The 19,807-nt window shown below is 33.5% G+C and carries 15 protein-coding genes and 1 tRNA gene; 14 read left to right on the forward strand and 2 right to left on the reverse strand.

The features are described from left to right. The first annotated feature begins 16 nt into the window (after window positions 1-16). The 6 genes from yidC (at window position 17) to SOI85_RS03855 (ending at window position 8,001) form a co-directional block, all read left to right on the forward strand. Complete coding sequence (gene yidC, locus SOI85_RS03830; protein ID WP_320664910.1) at window positions 17-1,165, forward strand: membrane protein insertase YidC; 1,149 nt, start codon at window positions 17-19, stop codon at window positions 1,163-1,165. A gap of 61 nt (window positions 1,166-1,226) precedes the next feature. Beyond that, window positions 1,227-2,708 (forward strand): AAA family ATPase, encoded by a 1,482-nt coding sequence (locus SOI85_RS03835; RefSeq protein WP_320664911.1) that lies wholly within the window; start codon window positions 1,227-1,229, stop codon window positions 2,706-2,708. 127 nt (window positions 2,709-2,835) lie between these two features. Next, window positions 2,836-4,113, forward strand: a complete 1,278-nt coding sequence (gene serS / locus SOI85_RS03840; RefSeq protein WP_320664912.1) for a serine--tRNA ligase — start codon at window positions 2,836-2,838, stop codon at window positions 4,111-4,113. A 10-nt stretch (window positions 4,114-4,123) separates the two neighbouring features. Next, a complete protein-coding gene (locus SOI85_RS03845; protein ID WP_320664913.1) occupies window positions 4,124-5,194 on the forward strand; it encodes a M50 family metallopeptidase in 1,071 nt (356 codons plus the stop codon). Between the two features lie 152 nt (window positions 5,195-5,346). Then, on the forward strand, window positions 5,347-5,649 hold the full coding sequence (gene rpsN / locus SOI85_RS03850; protein ID WP_320665107.1) for a 30S ribosomal protein S14: 303 nt from the start codon (window positions 5,347-5,349) through the stop codon (window positions 5,647-5,649). Between the two features lie 180 nt (window positions 5,650-5,829). Beyond that, window positions 5,830-8,001: a polyribonucleotide nucleotidyltransferase gene (locus SOI85_RS03855; RefSeq protein WP_320664914.1), complete on the forward strand. Its 2,172-nt coding sequence runs from the start codon at window positions 5,830-5,832 to the stop codon at window positions 7,999-8,001. On the opposite strand, the gene SOI85_RS03860 is transcribed toward SOI85_RS03855, so the two are convergent. Continuing rightward, complete coding sequence (locus SOI85_RS03860; RefSeq protein ID WP_414477807.1) at window positions 7,998-8,915, reverse strand: 3'(2'),5'-bisphosphate nucleotidase CysQ; 918 nt, start codon at window positions 8,913-8,915, stop codon at window positions 7,998-8,000. The genes SOI85_RS03855 and SOI85_RS03860 overlap by 4 nt on opposite strands. Between SOI85_RS03860 and rsmI the strand changes: the two genes are divergently transcribed. Beyond that, window positions 8,914-9,657 carry a 16S rRNA (cytidine(1402)-2'-O)-methyltransferase gene (gene rsmI / locus SOI85_RS03865; RefSeq protein ID WP_320664916.1) on the forward strand — a complete coding sequence of 248 codons (744 nt, stop codon included), beginning with the start codon at window positions 8,914-8,916 and terminating at the stop codon, window positions 9,655-9,657. The genes SOI85_RS03860 and rsmI overlap by 2 nt on opposite strands. A 216-nt stretch (window positions 9,658-9,873) precedes the next feature. Beyond that, window positions 9,874-10,095: a hypothetical protein gene (locus SOI85_RS03870; RefSeq protein WP_320664917.1), complete on the forward strand. Its 222-nt coding sequence runs from the start codon at window positions 9,874-9,876 to the stop codon at window positions 10,093-10,095. Here the strand turns inward: SOI85_RS03870 and SOI85_RS03875 are convergent. Then, entirely contained in the window at window positions 10,092-10,874 is a 783-nt protein-coding gene (locus tag SOI85_RS03875; protein ID WP_320664918.1) for a hypothetical protein, read from the reverse strand. The genes SOI85_RS03870 and SOI85_RS03875 overlap by 4 nt on opposite strands. A gap of 405 nt (window positions 10,875-11,279) precedes the next feature. Between SOI85_RS03875 and SOI85_RS03880 the strand changes: the two genes are divergently transcribed. The 6 genes from SOI85_RS03880 to SOI85_RS03905 all read left to right on the forward strand — a co-directional run bounded on the left by SOI85_RS03880 (window position 11,280) and on the right by SOI85_RS03905 (window position 19,806). Further along, window positions 11,280-12,824: a hypothetical protein gene (locus SOI85_RS03880; RefSeq protein ID WP_320664919.1), complete on the forward strand. Its 1,545-nt coding sequence runs from the start codon at window positions 11,280-11,282 to the stop codon at window positions 12,822-12,824. 474 nt (window positions 12,825-13,298) lie between these two features. After that, window positions 13,299-13,372: transfer RNA gene (locus SOI85_RS03885), tRNA-Arg, on the forward strand. A 542-nt stretch (window positions 13,373-13,914) separates the two neighbouring features. Then, window positions 13,915-15,798 (forward strand): hypothetical protein, encoded by a 1,884-nt coding sequence (locus tag SOI85_RS03890; RefSeq protein ID WP_320664920.1) that lies wholly within the window; start codon window positions 13,915-13,917, stop codon window positions 15,796-15,798. 27 nt (window positions 15,799-15,825) lie between these two features. Next, window positions 15,826-16,962, forward strand: a complete 1,137-nt coding sequence (gmd, locus tag SOI85_RS03895; RefSeq protein WP_320664921.1) for a GDP-mannose 4,6-dehydratase — start codon at window positions 15,826-15,828, stop codon at window positions 16,960-16,962. Between the two features lie 135 nt (window positions 16,963-17,097). Beyond that, window positions 17,098-18,114 (forward strand): NAD-dependent epimerase/dehydratase family protein, encoded by a 1,017-nt coding sequence (locus SOI85_RS03900; RefSeq protein WP_320664922.1) that lies wholly within the window; start codon window positions 17,098-17,100, stop codon window positions 18,112-18,114. Between the two features lie 24 nt (window positions 18,115-18,138). Then, window positions 18,139-19,806 carry a methyltransferase, TIGR04325 family gene (locus SOI85_RS03905; protein WP_320664923.1) on the forward strand — a complete coding sequence of 556 codons (1,668 nt, stop codon included), beginning with the start codon at window positions 18,139-18,141 and terminating at the stop codon, window positions 19,804-19,806. The last annotated feature ends 1 nt before the right edge of the window (window position 19,807 follow it).

The raw sequence follows: 19,807 nt of genomic DNA on the forward strand, positions 1-19,807 counted from the left end.
CACTTAATAAATCATCGTGATCGGTTACATCTCAGACAATTTACTAATTCCTATTCTAGATTTCTTCTATGGATTGGTACCAAGCTATGGCTTAGCCATAGTCGCGTTAACAATAGTTATTAGACTGGCATTATTTCCTTTAAGCGCTGGTTCTATAAGAAGTGCTCGTCGTATGAAAATAGCGCAGCCTGTCATGCAAAAGCGTCAGGCTGAAATTAAAAGTCGTTATTCCAATAACCCTCAAAAACAACAGGAAGAACTTGGCAAATTAATGAGTGAATTTGGAAGTCCTCTTGCAGGTTGTCTTCCTCTATTAGTTCAAATGCCGATTCTTTTTGCATTATTTGCAACACTTAGAGGATCGCCCTTCGCAGATGTTCCATATTTAGTAAATTTAAAAATTCTTCCTTCCGATCAAATTGCTGCAGTAGAACCAAAACCTTTTAAGACTGCAAAACACTCCATATTCATAACAGAAAAGGATCATTTCCCAGTTATTGCTTCACTTCCAGGTGGAACAAAAATTGGCACTGGAGATACAGTTAACATAAATCTTCAAACTCTAAGTGGAGAAAGTTACTCAAAAGCCCTTACTAAATATGAAAATGGCAAAAAGTTTCAAGCAAATTGGCGAGTAACCAAAGGAGAGGGTCTAGTAAAAGTAAATTCAGATGGGACAGTAAATGCTATATCACCAGGAGATGCAACCATCGAAGCCAAAATACCTGGATTGGCAGCTAAGAGTGGATTTCTTTTTATAAAAGCGCTAGGTCAAGTTGGGTTTTATGTTAATGGTTCAATTAATTGGGATATTGCAATACTAGTTGGAGGCTTTGGATTAACTCTTTTACTTTCTCAAACCCTTTCAGGGCAAGGGATGCCAGCAAATCCCCAGCAATCAACTGCCAATAAAATTACTCCTATAATGATTACAGGGATGTTTTTATTCTTCCCTCTACCCGCCGGTGTACTTTTGTATATGGTTATTGCAAATATCTTCCAGGCACTTCAAACATTTTTATTAAGCAAAGAAGCTTTACCAGATAACTTGCAGAAGATTCTAGATGAACAAATTGCACAACAAGGTAAAACATCCCTTGCAACTCCTCAAGGAGTTATTCAAGATACAGATAGACTTCCTTTTGAACCAAAAAGTAAAAAATAATCCAATTTAAAATCAAGTTTAATGGTACTTAGTGCTTAAGTATTAAAAAATTGAAACGGTTATGAAAGACTGGGAAAAAAATCTAGATCTTTTAATCAGGTCAAGAACTCCTCTTATTTTTATAAGAAGCAATGAAGAAATAAGGGTACAAAAATTATTAGAAGAATCATCGAAAAGAATGCATCCCCGTCGTTTAGCTATTTGGGACTATATAAAAGGAATCGAAGGATTAATTAACTCTAAAGGGATTGCTGCCAAGCAGCCAATTGCTGTTCTCCAATGGCTTCAGAATGTTGAATCAAATAATCCAACCACACTCTTACTTAAGGATTTTCATCGTTTTTGTGATGATCCTGGAATTTCTCGTATGCTCAAAAATTTGTCCTACGAGCTAAAGCAAACACCGCATAACATTGTCTTATGTTCTGGCAGTTGGACCCCGCCTATTGACTTAGATGATTCATTAACAATTCTAGATTTACCTTTACCTAAACAATCTGAACTAAAAATCTTATTAGCGAATATTGCAAGTTCAAGTGGTTCGCCCTTAGCGAATGAAGTTCTAGAAGAGTTAACAAGAGCTTGCAGTGGTCTTAGCGAATCAAGAGTTAGACAAGTAGCCGCTAGAGCATTAGCCCAGAGAGGCAAAATGGGTAAAGAAGATTTAGTAGAAGTCCTTGCAGAGAAGCGTCAGAACATCGCTAGAAGTGAGGTCCTAGAATATTGCGAAACTACCGCTACTGAGGCTGATATTGGAGGATTAGATGCACTTAAAGGCTGGCTTTCTCAAAGATATATGGCTTTTTCAGAAGAAGCAAAGGCTTTTGGACTTCCTTTGCCAAGGGGAGTTTTACTCTTAGGCCCTCAAGGTACAGGGAAATCATTAACTGCCAAAGCAATCGCAGATAGTTGGTCCATGCCTTTACTTAGACTTGATGTAGGAAGACTTTTTGCTGGGCTAGTAGGTGCAAGTGAGGCCAGGACAAGGGAAACAATACAAAGGGCAGAAGCTATGGCACCATGCATTCTATGGATAGATGAGATTGACAAGGCCTTTGGAGGAGATTCCAGAAGTGATGGAGGAACAAGCCAAAGAGTTCTTGCAAATATCCTTACTTGGATGTCAGAGAAAAAGTCAGCTGTTTTCGTAGTTGCAACGGCAAATGCAATTGATCGATTACCAGGAGAGCTCTTAAGGAAAGGAAGATTTGATGAAATTTTTATGCTTGACCTTCCAACTTCTGAAGAAAGATTCAGCATACTCAATCTTCATATTCAACAAAGACGACCAAGCTTAGAAATTAATCTTCAAGCAATTGTCGATAGAACAAATGGATTCTCCGGAGCTGAACTTGAACAAACTGTTATTGAAGGAATGCATTTTGCATTTGCAGAAAAAAGAGAGCTTCAGGAAACTGATTTAATTCTTGCCTGTTCACAATTGGTTCCCCTTTCCAGAACAGCAAAGGAACAACTTGAATCTCTAAAAGAATGGTCTTCAACTGGCAGAGCAAGACCTGCCTCAATTCATATAAATTTTTAAAAAAGGCCTTAAAGTTTTTCGTAGAAAAAATCTAAAGATTTGCACAAAAAATTATTTGCCGCTCAACAAAGCAATCAAATATTTGGATCAATACCATTTAGGCTTAATTAAACAATAAAATTGCATAGTGCTAGATCAGCGTTTAATAAGACAAAACTCAAAACTCGTTTCTGAGGGTCTGAATCGTCGTGGGACCAAAATTGACCTAACTCAAATTCAAGAAAACAGTCAGAAGCTAAAGGAAATTGAAGAAAAGCGATCTAATCTTCAAGCTGAAGGTAATCATATTGGGAAAGAAGTTGGAAGAAAAATAAAAAGCGGGCTTAATCCAGACGCTAATGAATTAAAAATTCTTCGATCACAGGGAAACGAAATAAAGCAGAAGGTTGGGAAATTAGAAGAGGAAGAAAAAAATATTTCAGAAAATCTAAAGCAACAAATTCTGAACCTTCCAAATATTCCATCAACCTTATGTCCTATTGGGAAAGATGAAAGTGATAATCGGGAAGTTAGGAAATGGGGAACCCCACTAAAAAAAGAAGGCTTGAAAAATCATTGGGAAATAGCAGATGATCTTCAACTCTTCGAAACAGAACGGTCTAACAAAATTGCTAAAAGTAGGTTTGTAACATTGTTCAATCAAGGCGCTCGACTTGAAAGAGCCTTAATTAATTTTATGCTTGATATTCATACTGCAAAAGGATATCAAGAAGTACTGCCACCTATTTTAGTTAATACTTCTAGTCTTACTGGATCTGGTCAGCTACCAAAATTTTCTGATGAAAGTTTTAGATGCTTAGAGGATGATTTATGGCTTTCACCTACTTCAGAAGTTCCTTTGACGGCACTTCATCGAGATGAAATAATTCAATTTCAAAAACTACCTATTAAATATGCTGCATATAGTCCTTGTTTCAGAAGAGAAGCTGGGAGCTATGGTCGAGACACCAAAGGACTAATAAGACTCCATCAATTTAATAAAGTTGAACTTTATTGGTTTACTGACCCAAGTGAATCAGAAGCCGCTCATGAACAAATCACTGCTGATGCAGAATCAATCCTTCAAGCACTTGAATTACCTTATAGAGTTTTAGAACTTTGTACTGGAGACCTTGGTTTTTCAGCTACTCGAACATACGATTTGGAAGTTTGGCTGCCTGGTGCACAAAAATATAGAGAAATCTCAAGTTGTAGCAATTGTGGTGATTTTCAAGCCAGGAGATCTTCTATTAGAACCAAAACAAACCAGACGACTAAACTAGTGCATACTCTAAATGGAAGTGGATTAGCAGTAGGGCGGACCATGGCAGCAATTCTTGAAAATGGTCAACAAGCTGATGGATCTATCAAATTACCAAAAGCTTTAATGCCTTATTTTGGTAAAAATCAATTAATTAAAAAGTAATTCTAAATATATGAACGTTCTGACATCAATATTTGTTCTAGGGTTTCTAATCTTTTTTCATGAAGCAGGTCATTTTTTAGCTGCCAAACTACAAGGAATTAAAGTAAATGGTTTTTCCATCGGTTTCGGACCAGCTCTCATAAAAAAGAAACATCTAGGAGTCACATATTCACTAAGAGCTTTACCCCTAGGAGGGTTTGTTTCTTTCCCTGATGATGAAAGCGACATATCTTCAGATGATCCCGACTTAATGCGCAATAGATCCATTCCACAAAGAGCAATTGTTATTTCAGCTGGAGTGATAGCTAATCTTCTACTGGCTTGGCTTGTATTAATTGGTCAAGCAACTTTTATAGGTTTACCAAGCTCTCCTAATCCAGGTGTTCTAGTAGTGGATGTAAAACAATCAGAAGTTGCTGAATTATCAGGAATAAGAGCTGGTGATCAAATTATTGGAATTAATGGAAAAACCTTAGGGAGTGGTCCAGAAGCCGTTAAGTTTTTGGTATCAGAAATTCAAGCTTCTCCTACAGAGAAGATAGATTTTGAGAGAATTAAAGTAGGTTCGAATGAAAGTCAAATCATAAGTCTTACGCCTGAAAATAATGGAGGGAATGGAAGAATAGGTGCTCAACTTCAACAAAATATTTCTAATACAATTAGGCCTGCAAGTTCAATAGGAGAAGTACTTCAACAATCTGACAAACAATTTATAGATATATTAGTCAAAACAATAAATGGATATAAAGGACTTTTAACTGATTTTAATGCAACCGCAGAACAAATGAGTGGGCCCGTGAAAATAATAGAAATTGGAGCACAACTTTCAAAGCAAGGAAATACAGGACTGTTCTTATTTGCAGCCTTGGTTTCAATAAACTTGGCTGTACTTAATGCCTTGCCATTGCCCCTTCTTGATGGGGGGCAACTATCTCTACTTATTTTAGAAGGTTTAAGAGGTAAGCCAGTTCCTGAAAGATTTCAAATAGCTTTTATGCAATCAGGATTCTTCTTATTAATAGGGCTGAGTCTTGTCCTAATAATTAGAGATACATCTCAATTGGCTTTTTTCCAAAAATAAATAACCTCAATGGTTTGATTGAAATAGATAAAGGCAGAAAAAGGTGCCTAAAAAACCACACAAAAAAAATTTCCTCCAAATTTAAACAAATTTTTGATAAATGAATTAAGCAAAGAGTTAGTATGGCTGAATTGCTACTCCCCTTAGATTGCATGGCCAAGAAGTCGATGATAGCCAGAGATGTAAAACGCAAAAAGCTTGTAGAACGATTCTCAAGCAAGCGTAAGGATCTTCTTCAAGCATTTCATGAAGCAAAAGACCCTATGCAAAGGCTAGAAATTCATAGAAAGATTCAGGCTCTACCAAGGAATAGTGCTCCTAACAGAGTAAGAAATCGTTGTTGGGCCACAGGCAAACCTAGAGGTGTTTATAGAGACTTTGGTCTATGCCGAAATCAGTTACGAGCAAGGGCACATAGAGGGGAGCTACCTGGAGTGGTTAAAGCAAGTTGGTAATTCCTTCTCGATTTTTCCTTTGCAAGAGTTTTTATATAATCCATACATAAATTTTCTGAAGGAGTTTTTTATGCAATATCTCATTAAGTAAATTAGAAAAAAAAGTTCAAATGAGGTTTTTACCCAATTAAGTACCTATTAAGTGCAAGAATATTAAAAGACAAAAAGACATAAGCTCACGTGCAAGGTCAGACAAAGACGATCTCCTTTGACGGTCGGGAAATACGACTTACTACAGGAAGATATGCGCCACAAGCAGGCGGATCAGTAATGATCGAATGCGGAGACACCGCAGTCCTAGTAACTGCAACTCATAATCAGGGAAGAGAAGGAATTGATTTCCTTCCTTTGACTTGTGATTACGAAGAAAAACTTTATGCGGCAGGGAGGATTCCAGGGAGTTTTATGCGACGAGAAGGTCGGCCTCCTGAAAGAGCAACATTAATCTCAAGGCTTATTGACCGACCACTTAGGCCTCTTTTCCCAAGTTGGATGAGAGATGACATTCAGATAGTTGCAACTTGTCTTTCATTAGATGAAAGAGTTCCTTCTGATGTCCTTGCAGTAACTGGTTCATCTATAGCAACTTTGCTTGCCGGAATCCCATTCAATGGTCCAATGGCTGCTGTTAGAGTTGGACTTTTAGGAGATGACTTTGTATTAAACCCTAGTTTCCGAGAAATTGAACGAGGTGATCTTGATCTAATTATTTCAGGGACGCCAGAAGGAGTAGTCATGGTTGAAGCGGGAGCTAATCAACTTACTGAACAAGATGTAATTGAAGCTATAGATTTTGGTATGGAAGCAGTTGGCGAACTAATAAAAGCTCAAGAGGAACTTGTTAAAGAATCAAATATAAAACTCTTAGATATAAAAGAGCCTGAAATTGATGACACTGTTCAAAAATACTTAGAGAAAAACTGTACCAAGGCAATTCAAGAAATCTTAAAAGATTTTGAACAAACAAAAGACGAAAGAGACAAAAAACTAGAAGGAGTTAAATCAAGTTCTTCCGAAAAGATTGATTCTTTAAAAGAAGATCATGCAGTTAAAAAGTCATTAGCCTCCAATAACAAAATACTTGGAAATAGCTTCAAGGCTCTCACAAAGAAATTAATGAGAGATCAAATTCTCAAAGAAGAGAAACGTGTTGATGGAAGAGCACTTGACGAGGTGAGAAAAATTGATGCCGCCGCAGGTGTTTTACCAAATCGCGTTCATGGTTCAGCTTTATTTCAAAGAGGCTTAACTCAGGTACTTTCAACAGCAACTCTTGGAACTCCTAGTGATGCACAAGAAATGGATGATCTAAATCCAAGTACAGATAAAACCTATATTCATCATTATAATTTCCCTCCTTATTCCGTTGGAGAGACTCGTCCAATGCGTACTCCAGGAAGAAGAGAAATAGGTCATGGTGCATTAGCTGAAAGAGCTCTTATTCCTGTTTTACCAGCTAAAGACACATTCCCTTATGTATTAAGAGTAGTTAGTGAGGTACTTAGTTCAAATGGATCAACCTCTATGGGATCAGTATGTGGAAGCTCAATGGCTTTAATGGATGCTGGGGTTCCTTTAAAATCTCCTGTTAGCGGAGCCGCAATGGGGCTAATTAAAGAAGGTAAAGAAGTCAAAATCCTTACAGATATTCAAGGCATAGAAGACTTTCTAGGAGATATGGATTTCAAAGTTGCCGGGACTGAAAAAGGAATAACTGCTCTTCAAATGGATATGAAAATAAATGGATTGCCAATTAAAACAATTTCAGAAGCAATTAATCAGGCAAAGCCAGCAAGAATTCATATTCTTGAAAAAATGAATGAAGTTATTAATCAACCTAGAGAGACTCTTTCTCCACATGCGCCAAGACTATTAAGCTTCAGAATTGATCCAGAACTAATAGGCACAGTAATAGGACCAGGGGGTAGAACTATTAAAGGCATAACTGAAAGAACTAATACAAAGATAGATATAGAGGATGGGGGTATCGTAACGATTGCCTCTCATGATGGAGCAGCTGCAGAAGAAGCACAAAAAATAATAGAAGGCCTAACAAGAAAAGTTCACGAAGGTGAGATATTCTCAGGTTCAATTACAAGAATTATTCCAATCGGCGCCTTTGTAGAAATACTGCCTGGCAAAGAAGGAATGATACATATATCTCAATTGTCTGAAGCAAGAGTAGAGAAAGTAGAAGATGTTGTAAAAGTAGGAGATCAAGTGACCGTAAGAGTTAGAGAAATTGATAATAGGGGTAGAATTAATCTTACTCTGAGAGGCGTTCCGCAAAATGGAGGTATGTCTTATCAAGAGCCAACTCCAACACCTGTAGCACCTTTAAATCTCAATTAAGTTAAGAAACCCGGATCAATATTATCCATAATTTTGATAGCTTGTTTACAAATCACGTCATGCTTAATTCCATTGGTAGCAATTAAACATCCTCTTTGAGAAATATCTCCTGTGTTATATATCAATGGTTTACCATCTGCGTGAGTAAACATTCCACCTGCAGCTATAAGTATTGCCGCAGGTGCAGCCAAATCCCAGTCTTTAGGAGCAGTTTGGCCTGATAGTGAGACATATATATCACTCTCACCTTTTAAAATAGTGGCAATTTTGCAACCAATACTCCCCACAGATTTTTGCTGTCCAATTTTCATTCCATCAATTAAAGCTTCAAGCCGCTTATCTCGATGACTCCTACTAGCAACAAGAACCATCTCATCAAGCTCTGAATTATGGCTAAAAGAAGGATATTTTTTTTGTCCAAGTCTATTTTCATACCATGCAGAATGACCAATAACTCCAAACCAAAGCTCCTCTAGCTCAGGAATTAAGACAACACCTAAGACAACCTCCTGATGATGGGTTAAAGCCAAGTGCACAGCATATTCGCCAGTCCCCAGAAGAAAATCTTTTGTACCATCTAATGGATCAAGAATCCAAACCCACTCTTTATCTAATAAATCATTATTTGTTGATTTACTCTTATAAGTTTCTTCGCTAAGAATCTCCCAATTAACAAATGGATAAGTTGATTCAAATCCCTTAAGTAACCAATTATTTACAGCTAAATCCGCTGCCGAGACTGGACCATCCTCATTATCTTGTACATTCAATGATTGAGAAAATCCATACGGAGGCTTTTCTCCTCTAGCATATGCCATCAAAATATCAGCACATCCCCAACTAAGCTCTCGAAGTTTTTCTAAAAGATTTTTTAAATCAACATCATTAGGAAGAGAAAGCTCAACAGGCAAAATGAATTCAATCAATTCTAAGAATAATAGCTTTCGTGAAGAGCCAGGTCCATCTGTGCTTTATGTAGTTGGTACACCTATTGGTAATCTTTCAGATCTTTCACCTAGAGCAAAAAAAGTCCTTAGCAATGTCTCATATATCGCATGTGAAGATACAAGACATAGCAAACTACTTTTAAAGAGCTTCGGAGCAACAACTCCTGTCTTCAGCTTTCATCAGCACAATACCAAGCAGCAAATACCTAAAGCATTAGATTTACTTAAGTCAGGAGCAAGTTTAGCTTTAATATCTGACGCTGGCTTGCCTGCTGTTAGTGATCCGGGGGAAGAACTTGTCTATGAAGCCAAAAATGAAGGTTTTGAAGTAATTTGCATCCCTGGTCCATGTGCAGCTCTAACAGCATTAGCTTCAAGTGGTTTACCTAGTAAAAGATTTTGTTTTGAAGGGTTCTTACCAAGAAAAAAGTCAGATCGTAAAAAATTAATTGAAACTATTTCCAAAGAAGAAAGAACGGTTTTGCTATATGAATCTCCACATAGACTTATTAAACTTTTAGAAGAGCTAGGAGAAGCATGTGGATATGAACGACCACTTCATTTAGCGAAAGAAATGACTAAACGTTTTGAACAAAGTTTTGGGCCAACTATTTTAGATGCTATAAATTATTTCAAAGAAAATAAGCCTCAAGGTGAATTTACTCTTGTATTAGGAGGATCCCCCCCCCCAATAACAATCAAAATGTAGTTAATAGTGATTTAGTAAACCAGATGTTTTCTCTAATAGACAAAGGTGATACTGCTCGTGATGCAGTGAGAAAAGTTTCTACAGAAAGTGGTTTATCCAAGCGCTTGCTATATTCACTGCTTAATAAAGAGAAGTAGAATATGAATTTATCCATTATTATTGAAATAATGGTATTTATTTTAGGTGAAAATGCTTTTAAGAATTCGCTTATTAACCATGTCTATTTCCATAACTGGTTTATTAGTTTTTGTTCTATGCATTGGATCACAAAATTTAAGAGATCGAAAAAATATAGAGTTAGGAATAACTTCTACAGCTCCTTTCCCAACAGGCTTTATAGTAGGTTCATCTATTGTACTAGGTTTCCTTAGTGGAAGCACAACTGCTATATCTCTTATGCCTAAAGAAGTTAAAATTAATAAAAATTCTCTAGATTAAGATTTATCTAAAGCAATCAATTGCTCATCAAAAATAATTCTTGTAATCCCTTTTGATATCAAGAAAGGTATGGTTCTAAGTAACATTTTTGAATCTGGTATTTTTATTACTTTTTGCCCTCTAGAGCAACTTCTCTTTGCTGATCTCTGATTATCAAATAAAGATATTGAATTACGGTCTTTTTCTTCTGATGGCAAAAAATTCCATTCTGGAAATTCCTTTAATGGTGTAGGCTCTATTTCAATCTTTTGGTTAACGAGCAAATAAACAGTTTCGGGAAGTAATTTATCATCCAAATTCTTTAAAGCAACTTTTTGGACATTATTTTCAAATCCAAAATCTGCTGAGAGAGGAACAACTTCCTTGAATATATTTGAATTCCGAATAGAAAGATCTTCTTCAAAACCAGCTTTTAAATCAAATTCATTATCGCTTTCAATAGGAGTGCATGCTGTTTCTATAGACTCTAGTGATTTAATTTCTGCCTCATTTTTGCTCTGGGATATGGAATCAATAGATTCCTCTCTTGATTGAGATTTATGTTTTAGCTTATCAACTTCTGCTGAAATCTCTGAATTTATTTTTTCTTTAGCGGGAATTTCCTTTCCTCGACTCTTTTTTAAAAGAAGGTATTCATCATTAGCAATCAAACTTTTAACAACTCTACTGACAGTATTTGGACTACATCCAAACTCATTGGACAAAATCAAAACGGATTTCCCCGAACGAAAACCTTCTACTAGTTGAAGTTTTTGACTTTCCGTAAGCCTCCTAGCCACTATAACGATAGATTTAGATATTATAAGACTAGTAGGTTATAGAGCATTTACTCGAATTTATTGCTTAATTAGATATCTTGCAAAAATCATTTCCTTAGAAGTGAAGTGATAGCAAGTAATTAAATTTATTTATCAGTAACTTAATCAAATAGCCATCTGATTTATTTCAAACCATATCATACCTAAACCTTTCACTCACTGAGCAACCAAAAAATCAGATGGCTATTTTAGCAAAAATTTAAAATCGTAAAACCTAACACTTATTGAACTAGAATAGAATAGAAATATCAATTCCATCTCGTGTTAGTTAGTTTTATTGTATATTATGATTATTTATTTAGGTCTTCATCAAAATTAAAAGGCTCTTCTTCTACATAAAATCTACAACAAAAAATATTAATCATAATGAACTATGCGTTTCTTATCGACGAGTCTTCATGGGATACTCTTCTAAAAATACTGTTAAAAGAAGAAGTTGTTGAGCAAGATAAAACAAGATTAGACTTTATTGATTTAACAGATAAGGATATAAATAATCGCTGCAAGGAAATAGCTTATCGAATTGTATTTAAAAAGCTTCCATTCTTAAATCGTAATTCTCTTTCACTGATCAAGGATTCGTCATTAGGAAGAATTTCCCAAATACCGCCAGCCTTGCCAAAAACATGGCGAAAAAGACTAAATAGCGAAATAGATAATATACCTTCAACATGGAAAGTATCAAATCTATTATTTAGAATTTTAATTCTTTTCTATCATTTAAATAATGCAAGTCTTATAAGATTTATATATGTTAACCTATTCAAAAGGAAGAGGCCGAAACCTTGTGCTGATTCTCCAATATTATTAGATTTTCCAAAAGAAGCTCAATATATAAATAATAATAAAAGATCTAAGAAGTATTACTCACTTCTCCAAAACCTTTTAGACCATAAATTAATAGATAAAGATAAAAGGATATTCTCCAGATTAAATACAAGTTTACAAACAAGATATCAGTTCCCATACCATTCAATAAAAGCAAGCAGATTCTGGTTTTTCCTCATTAAAGCAATTCGTTATGAATTACTTTTTTTGATATCGATATTCAAGCCTAAAGAGAATAAAATACTTTTCTTAATAGATGATATCATCGAATATATATACCTAAAGTCCGACAATAAAGCACCCTATAGAAATCTATATAAAACAATCAGTTCGCATCATTGTACAAATACTCTATCTCAATTACCAGCCAGATCAAATAATCAGCCTTTAGCTTATACAAATTTAGTTTATTATTCTCAAAACGATAGATTGATTGCTTTCAATTCAGACAAATCATTTTTGTCTTATGATTATGAGTCATTTCCTTATTACAGTGTAATAACATGGACTAAGGAACATGCCTTATTTCTTAAATCAATTTCAAATTATAAACCTATATTTAAATATAGTTATTTAGGATATTTGGATTTTGTTGACAAGTTAATAGAAATTCCATCTTTTGATAATTTAAAAAATAAAGTATTATTATTTCCAGTTGAACCAAAGCTTATAGACTATAGTTATTACTATGGTTTTCCGATGGGTTCAATACATAATTGCAAATCCCATATTACAAGATTTTTAGAAGATCTATGTCAAGTATCTAAAGACTTCGATTTAAATATTATAGTTAAGAATAAAAGGGACGATTTCCCAAATAAAGAATATCTATCAACAAAGTATAACTTTCTCTTCTTACCTCCAGGGGTATCAGCAAGAAGAGCTATTGAATCAATAAAACCTAAGCTTATAATATCTTCACCATTTACTTCAGCGGCTCTTTATGAGCCCAAAAGATCTATATATTACTATCCTAATACTGAAATAAAACTTGGAGCAGGGTATAATCTAGAATCAATTCCTTTCATTGTTGGAAGAAAAAGTTTATATGCCTATATAAGCTCAATTATAGGGAAAGAGTAATTAATAAAGAAATAAGATTTTTACATAGATGAACATACTTATAGATATAGAAAAGAAATTTGAAAGTTTATTATTTGAAAATTCTATAGATAAATTAATACTTTATTACTTGGCTTAGCTTAGAGATGAAGTATATAAATATGATTTCAAGATCTAGATATAATTAAGATTTATATCTCAAAGTCTATAAAATTAACTTCAAAAAGATATTTAAAATATTCTGCTTTATATGATTTACACAAATCTCAATTATTATTGGCTATGCTTTATCTTTTAAATAAATATCCTAGAAAATTAATCTAAAACAAGCTAGCAAAAGGAAAGATAAGTTATCATTTTTTTGAATAATTATTCACAACTAGATTGAGTCGATAAAACATTATATTGTATATAGCTAAAATTATTTGCAACTTTATTGTTCCGAGTAATCTAGAAGCAACCAATCTGAACGATAGATGTATAATAAAAGTTCGTGCTCCCTTAGCTCAGCTGGATAGAGCAACTGCCTTCTAAGCAGTGGGCCGCAGGTTCGAATCCTGCAGGGAGCGCTATCAGAGGGCGTATCACTAAAGAGTTGAGAGTTTCATCATCAAAGACTGATTGGTTAAGGCTGGGAAGATATAACTCTTTTGATAAATCGGTCCATTACATACTCTGCGACCACTCATACTAATAACTTTAAAAAAATATGTTGCCTTATAAGCTATAGAATAGATATTCGGAGAAAAGCTTATGAGTAATCTTGTCTTATATATAAATACTGACTTTATAAGTATTTACCAAAAGATTCGCAAATAAAAATAGAAAACTATTTGACTCAATTCCGCAAGATTAAAGTATTTACAAAATGGTTATAAATAAAAGTAAATTCTATACAAAGTCTCTATTAAAGAAATTGGGTAATCAATCTTAAAATAAAGATAATAAGTAAATCAAAAAAATTAAAATTGTAATAGATTCAATTAAAAAACTGTCTTATTCAAATCAGATCTTTAGTTTTCTATATTAAAATACTAATGTTTAAAAAGCCAATAGAACATACTTGAAATCTCTTCATTTCTAAAAGTTCATAGAATTCATCTATTAAATTATGAGTCGATTCTTAATCCCTTCACTGCTTATACCAATATTGCCTATCAGCCCACTTATGGCTACGCAAGGATTAGAGAAAAGTTCGGAAATCTCTAAAGATATTAATAAGGGTATTATTTCAAATAACTTTAATAAGGAATCAACAGACGAGAAAGTTAAAGAAAATTATACATTGGAATGGAAGAAGCATGAAAAAGAGAATAAGCTTCCAACGATGAGTATTCAATGGAAGCCTTCTGGTGAAAAGCAAGATTTTAAAATCATAGAAAATCAAAATCCTAAAAAATCATTAAAAGAAAAATTTAAAATATATATAAGAAAAATAAATAAAGAATACCTTGAGGCCAAATTACTAAGACTGGGTAATGCTGTACCTACTGCCAATAGACTTAATGAAGGAGATATACAATTATCAGTTGGCCAAAAATCATCTATTTCAGATGCTGATTATGCAGGAGGTACAGGTAATCAAAATTACATGGCAAAAATAGATCTTGGATTAAATGACGATATGATGCTTGGTTTTTTCTATGCCAATAGTGATGATCCTTTACATGCATCTCTTGATGGATATTCAGAGCATCCTGAAAACAGATGGATAATTTATGGTGCATCATTAAGTTGGCAGCAATATGAGAGTAAAAAGATACGAATTTCTCTAAATACTTCATTAGAGAACTGGAATGTTAAAAGTGGAGGATGTAACCAATATAGATGCACAAGTACTTCACCAAATATCTTTAATTCTAATACAAGTCCGGTAGAAAATAATAATATAGTAGGCTCTATATCATTACCTATCACATGGTATTTAAGTCGCAAATTCGAAATAACTTTTGCACCAAAAGGCGTATTTTTACCTGATAGTCAAGGGAATAAGAATGGAAATGGAAAATTTTATGGCAATAACTTTGGCCTTGGCTTAGGTGTTACTTATAATCCTTTGACAAGAGTTAAAATTTTTAGTTCTGCATTCTTACCAATAGGATCAAGTCAAAATAGTTTTGATAAATATTTAACTTTCAAGAAAGAGCCTATTTTTAGCGGTGGGATAAACTACTCACTAGATTCTAAAATCTCTTTTGAAGGAACTCTTACAAATGGGTTTGGACAATCTCCTGCTACAGGGATTCTCACACTTCCAAGTAGAAATCAAATACTTTATAGTGCAAGATTAATCTATAAACCTACAAATTATTCATATTCTGATGATAATTTTGATAGCAGTAATGTTGACCTGGGTGGGTTAAGTGTGTCAACAGCAAGAATTATCAATAAAAATCAAACAAGAGTACGGAATACAATAACTAGTAATAATACATGGTCAAGCAGAATTGATTGGGGCTCCTCAGAGTTCTTCAACTTCGATATAGCTATAGCAAGAATTAATCAGAATTCAGATTCATCTAATCCATTAATAGATAAATACCATAACCCTGGTGAATTATATATTAGAGGTGGTGGAAAGATAAGTATATTTTCACAAGAAAGAGGGGATCTATTATCAACTAGTTTAAGAGTAAGTGGTGGAAGGCTAATGGGAAACGGTTGGGTCTTTGCAGAAATGTCAAATACATATTCTTTTAATACAAAAACAAGCTTAAATATTAATCCTAAAATGTCATCAAGTGGTAATGGTAATCCAGTTAGTCTTGGTAGCAGTATTATTTGGCAATTAACACCGTCTATTGCATTTATACCAGAAACTAATATTGCATTACAAGAATCTCAAAGTAACTGGACTTTTGCAATTAGATTATCACCTACTTACAATACGTTTATTGACCTTTATACAACCAACAGCCTAAGCTTTGTGGATACAGGACAAATGCAAAAATCCGACTCTCAATCATATGGCTTTAACTTTGGTACTGTTTTTTAAATAATAAATACAAGCTAAACTTTTTACATGCCTCCAAAACTCAAAAAAGCAATTATCACAGGTATTACAGGCCAGGATGGTAGTTACCTTGCAGAACTTCTTTTAGAAAAAGGTTATGAAGTACACGGCATAAAAAGAAGAGCTAGTAGTTTCAACTCTGCTAGAATTGATCATCTATATCAAGACCCACATGTCAATGAGCCAAAGTTAATACTTCATTATGGTGATCTTACAGATAGTACTAATTTAATTAGGGTTATTCAGCAAGTTCAGCCTGACGAAATTTATAATTTAGGTGCTCAAAGTCATGTTGCAGTTAGTTTTGAAACACCCGAATATACGGCCAATAGCGATGCCTTGGGAACCTTAAGAGTTCTTGAAGCTGTAAGGATCCTAGGACTATCTAAAAAGACAAGAATTTATCAAGCTAGTACTAGTGAGCTATATGGAAAAGTTGCTGAAATTCCACAGAATGAATCAACGCCTTTTTATCCAAGAAGTCCATATGGAGTAGCTAAATTATATGCATATTGGATAACTGTTAATTACAGAGAAGCCTACGGAATTTACGCTTGTAATGGCATTCTTTTTAATCACGAAAGTCCTAGACGTGGAGAAACTTTTGTAACAAGAAAAATCACAAGGGGGCTAGCAAGAATTAATTCTGGACTAGATCAATGTCTATACATGGGCAATCTTGATGCCAAACGAGACTGGGGGCACGCTAAAGATTATGTTGAAATGCAATGGCTAATGCTTCAACAGAATGAGCCTGAAGATTTTGTTATTGCTACAGGAAGGACCGAAACAGTAAGGAGATTTATTGAACTATGTGCGACCAAACTTGGTTGGTGTGATAACAAGAATGGTGTTTCTATTATTTGGGAGAATGATGGTATTAATGAAATAGGACGCAGAGCAGACACTAGAGATATTGTTATTCGTATAGATCCCCGCTATTTTCGCCCAACTGAAGTGGAACAGTTATTGGGTGATCCAAGTAAAGCTTTAAAGAAATTGGGTTGGGTACCAAAGACAACATTAGAAGAATTAATAACAGAAATGGTCAACTTTGATAAAGAAGAAGCACTAAAAGAATCCCTATTAAAAAAAGAAGGATTCAAAATAAGTGGTCCTATGGAAAGCCCTCCAATGAATCTATAAAAATCTATTAATTATTTAGAATTAAATTTGTATATACCTAATAGGACTCAAATAATCTATTAATAGAATAGAAACCTTTCGCAATATTTCAAATATTCTAAAATAGTATATGATTAATGTAATGAAGCAAATTTGATGAAAATACTTGTAACTGGTGCTGCTGGTTTTATAGGTTTTCACCTATGTCAAAGACTAATTAATATAGGGAACATTGTTATTGGCTACGATAATCTTAATTCATATTATGATGTTAATCTAAAAAAGGCTAGATTAAAGGTATTAGATAATATCGAGCTTAAAGCAAAAGGCAAATGGATTTTCATTAAAGGTAATCTCGAAGATATAAATCTATTAAAAGATGTTTTCAATGATAAGAAGCCTGATATTGTAATTAATTTAGCGGCTCAAGCGGGCGTTAGGTTCTCTATAAAAAGTCCACATTCATACATTAATTCAAATATTATAGGATTTATGAATATATTAGAATGTTGCAGAGAGTTCAAGATTGAAAAATTAGTTTATGCAAGTAGCAGTTCAGTCTATAGCGGTAATGATAAAGTTCCATTCAAAGAGTCTGACAAAGTTGATAAACCTATAAATTTATATGCTGCAACAAAGAAGTCTAATGAGCTAATGGCTTATAGCTATAGCCATTTATACAATATTTCTTCTATAGGTCTTAGATTCTTTACTGCCTACGGACCTTGGGGAAGACCAGATATGGCACCTATGCTATTTATAAAGGCAATTTTAAACAAAGATCCAATTAGATTATATAACTCAGGGATGATGTATCGGGATTTTACATATATAGATGATATTATTGAAAGTATAATTAGACTTCTAAGTTTAAATAGTAAATCCAATAAAGATAACAATATGAATAAAGACTTCACAAGTGGAGCTCCACATATAGTGCTAAATATAGGGAATAGTAAACCAATTTTAATTTTAGATTTTGTAAGTATTCTAGAAAAAGAATTAGGTTTAAATGCTATAAAAGAATTTCATCCCATGCAACCTGAAGAAGCCAAGATCACAATGGCTGATACAACTGAGATAGAAAAGATTACTAATTTCAAACCAAAAACTTCACTGAAAGATGGTACTAAAGCTTTTGTAAAATGGTATCGATCATTTTATGAAGTATAATTATTTTATAAAAAGTATCTGAGTATGAATTATTCAGAAAATGATACTGCTATTATATGCTTTGCATATAATAGACCATATCACCTAAAGTTATGCTTAAACTCTTTATTAGAAAACGAGGAATCCAAAGACCTTCCATTTATACTCTACCTAGATGGCGTTCGTAATGCATCCGACAAAGAATATAGTGAGTCAATTGTTGGATTAATAAATAAGTTAAGTGGATTTAAAAGTATAAAATTAATTAGAAGGGAAAGGAACTATGGTCTATATAAATCACTAACACTTGGAATTACTGAAGCTTTTAAAGAATACAACTCATTAATTATTTTAGAAGATGATATTGTCGTATGCAAAAACTTTCTGAGGTATATGATACAAGGTTTATCAATTTACGAGAAAAAAAAAGAAGTCGCCTCAATACATGGTTATTTACCTCCTATTAAAGATGAACTGCCAAGTTCATTCTTTTTAAGAGGTGCTGATTGTTGGGGTTGGGCAACATGGAAAGATAGATGGAATTCATTTAGGAGTGATTCAAATGAATTATTTAATGAAATAAAGTCAAAGAATTTAACAAAAGAGTTTAATCTTAACAATTCATATAATTACATGAGAATGTTAAAAGATAAATCAAAAGGTAGAAATAATAGTTGGGCTATTTGTTGGCATGCAAGTTGTTTCCTAAATAATCAATTGACTCTATATCCAGGTAAATCTCTAGTCAAAAATATAGGCTTAGATAATAGTGGTGAAAACTGTGGCAAATCTACAATGATGGTGACAGAATTATCGGATGATTGTATTGAGATTCATAAAATAGAAACTTGTGTCGATAAAGATATTTATAAAATCTACTGTAATTATTTCAAGAAAAAACAATCGTTTTTATTTAGATTAACAAGAATTATCAAGGATAAGTTCTTATCTAGAATTAAAAATAATCTTGTTAAATATAAATATTCATTTAAACGAAGAGGTTTAAGTCTTATTGGTCCATATTCAAGTTATCAAGATGCCCTTAAGAATTCTGTTGGATATGACCATCCAAAGATTATAAAAAAAGTTAGAGAATCGACTATAAAGTTACTTGAAGGGAGTGCAATATATGAGAGAGATGGTACTTCATTTTTTAGAAGACCAGAAAAGCTTAAAATTAGAAGTATTCTAAAAAAGTATGTATTAAAAAATTTTCTAATAATTGATTATGGGGGTGGCTTAGGTAGTAACTATATAAATAATAGAGATATTTTAGATTCTTCTATTAGTTACAGTATAATAGAGCAAAGTAATTTTGCGAAAGAAGGCAAAGAGATATCTAATAAATATAATTTACCAATAAAATTCTTTAATTCTTTAGATCAAATAAAGGAGAGGCCAAATATTATGATCTTTTCTAGTGTACTAACTTATCTTGAGAGCCTTGAAGATATATTTGAATACATAAATAAGATAAAACCTGAATATGTAATTATTGATAGAACAGCCTTCACAAATAGTAATAAGCTAAGATGGTGGGTACAAAATGAACCATTTTATTATGAAACTCCTGTCAGCTATCCAATTAGACCTATAAATGAAAATCAACTTTTTTTAAGTCTGAAGGGTTATAATAAGATTTCCGAATGGGTTAATTCATTTGACGCAAAACAGCCATTGCATAAAGGTATTCTATATCAATTCATTGACTAGG

Source organism: Prochlorococcus sp. MIT 1223 (genome assembly GCF_034092465.1).
GTDB lineage: Bacteria > Cyanobacteriota > Cyanobacteriia > PCC-6307 > Cyanobiaceae > AG-402-N21.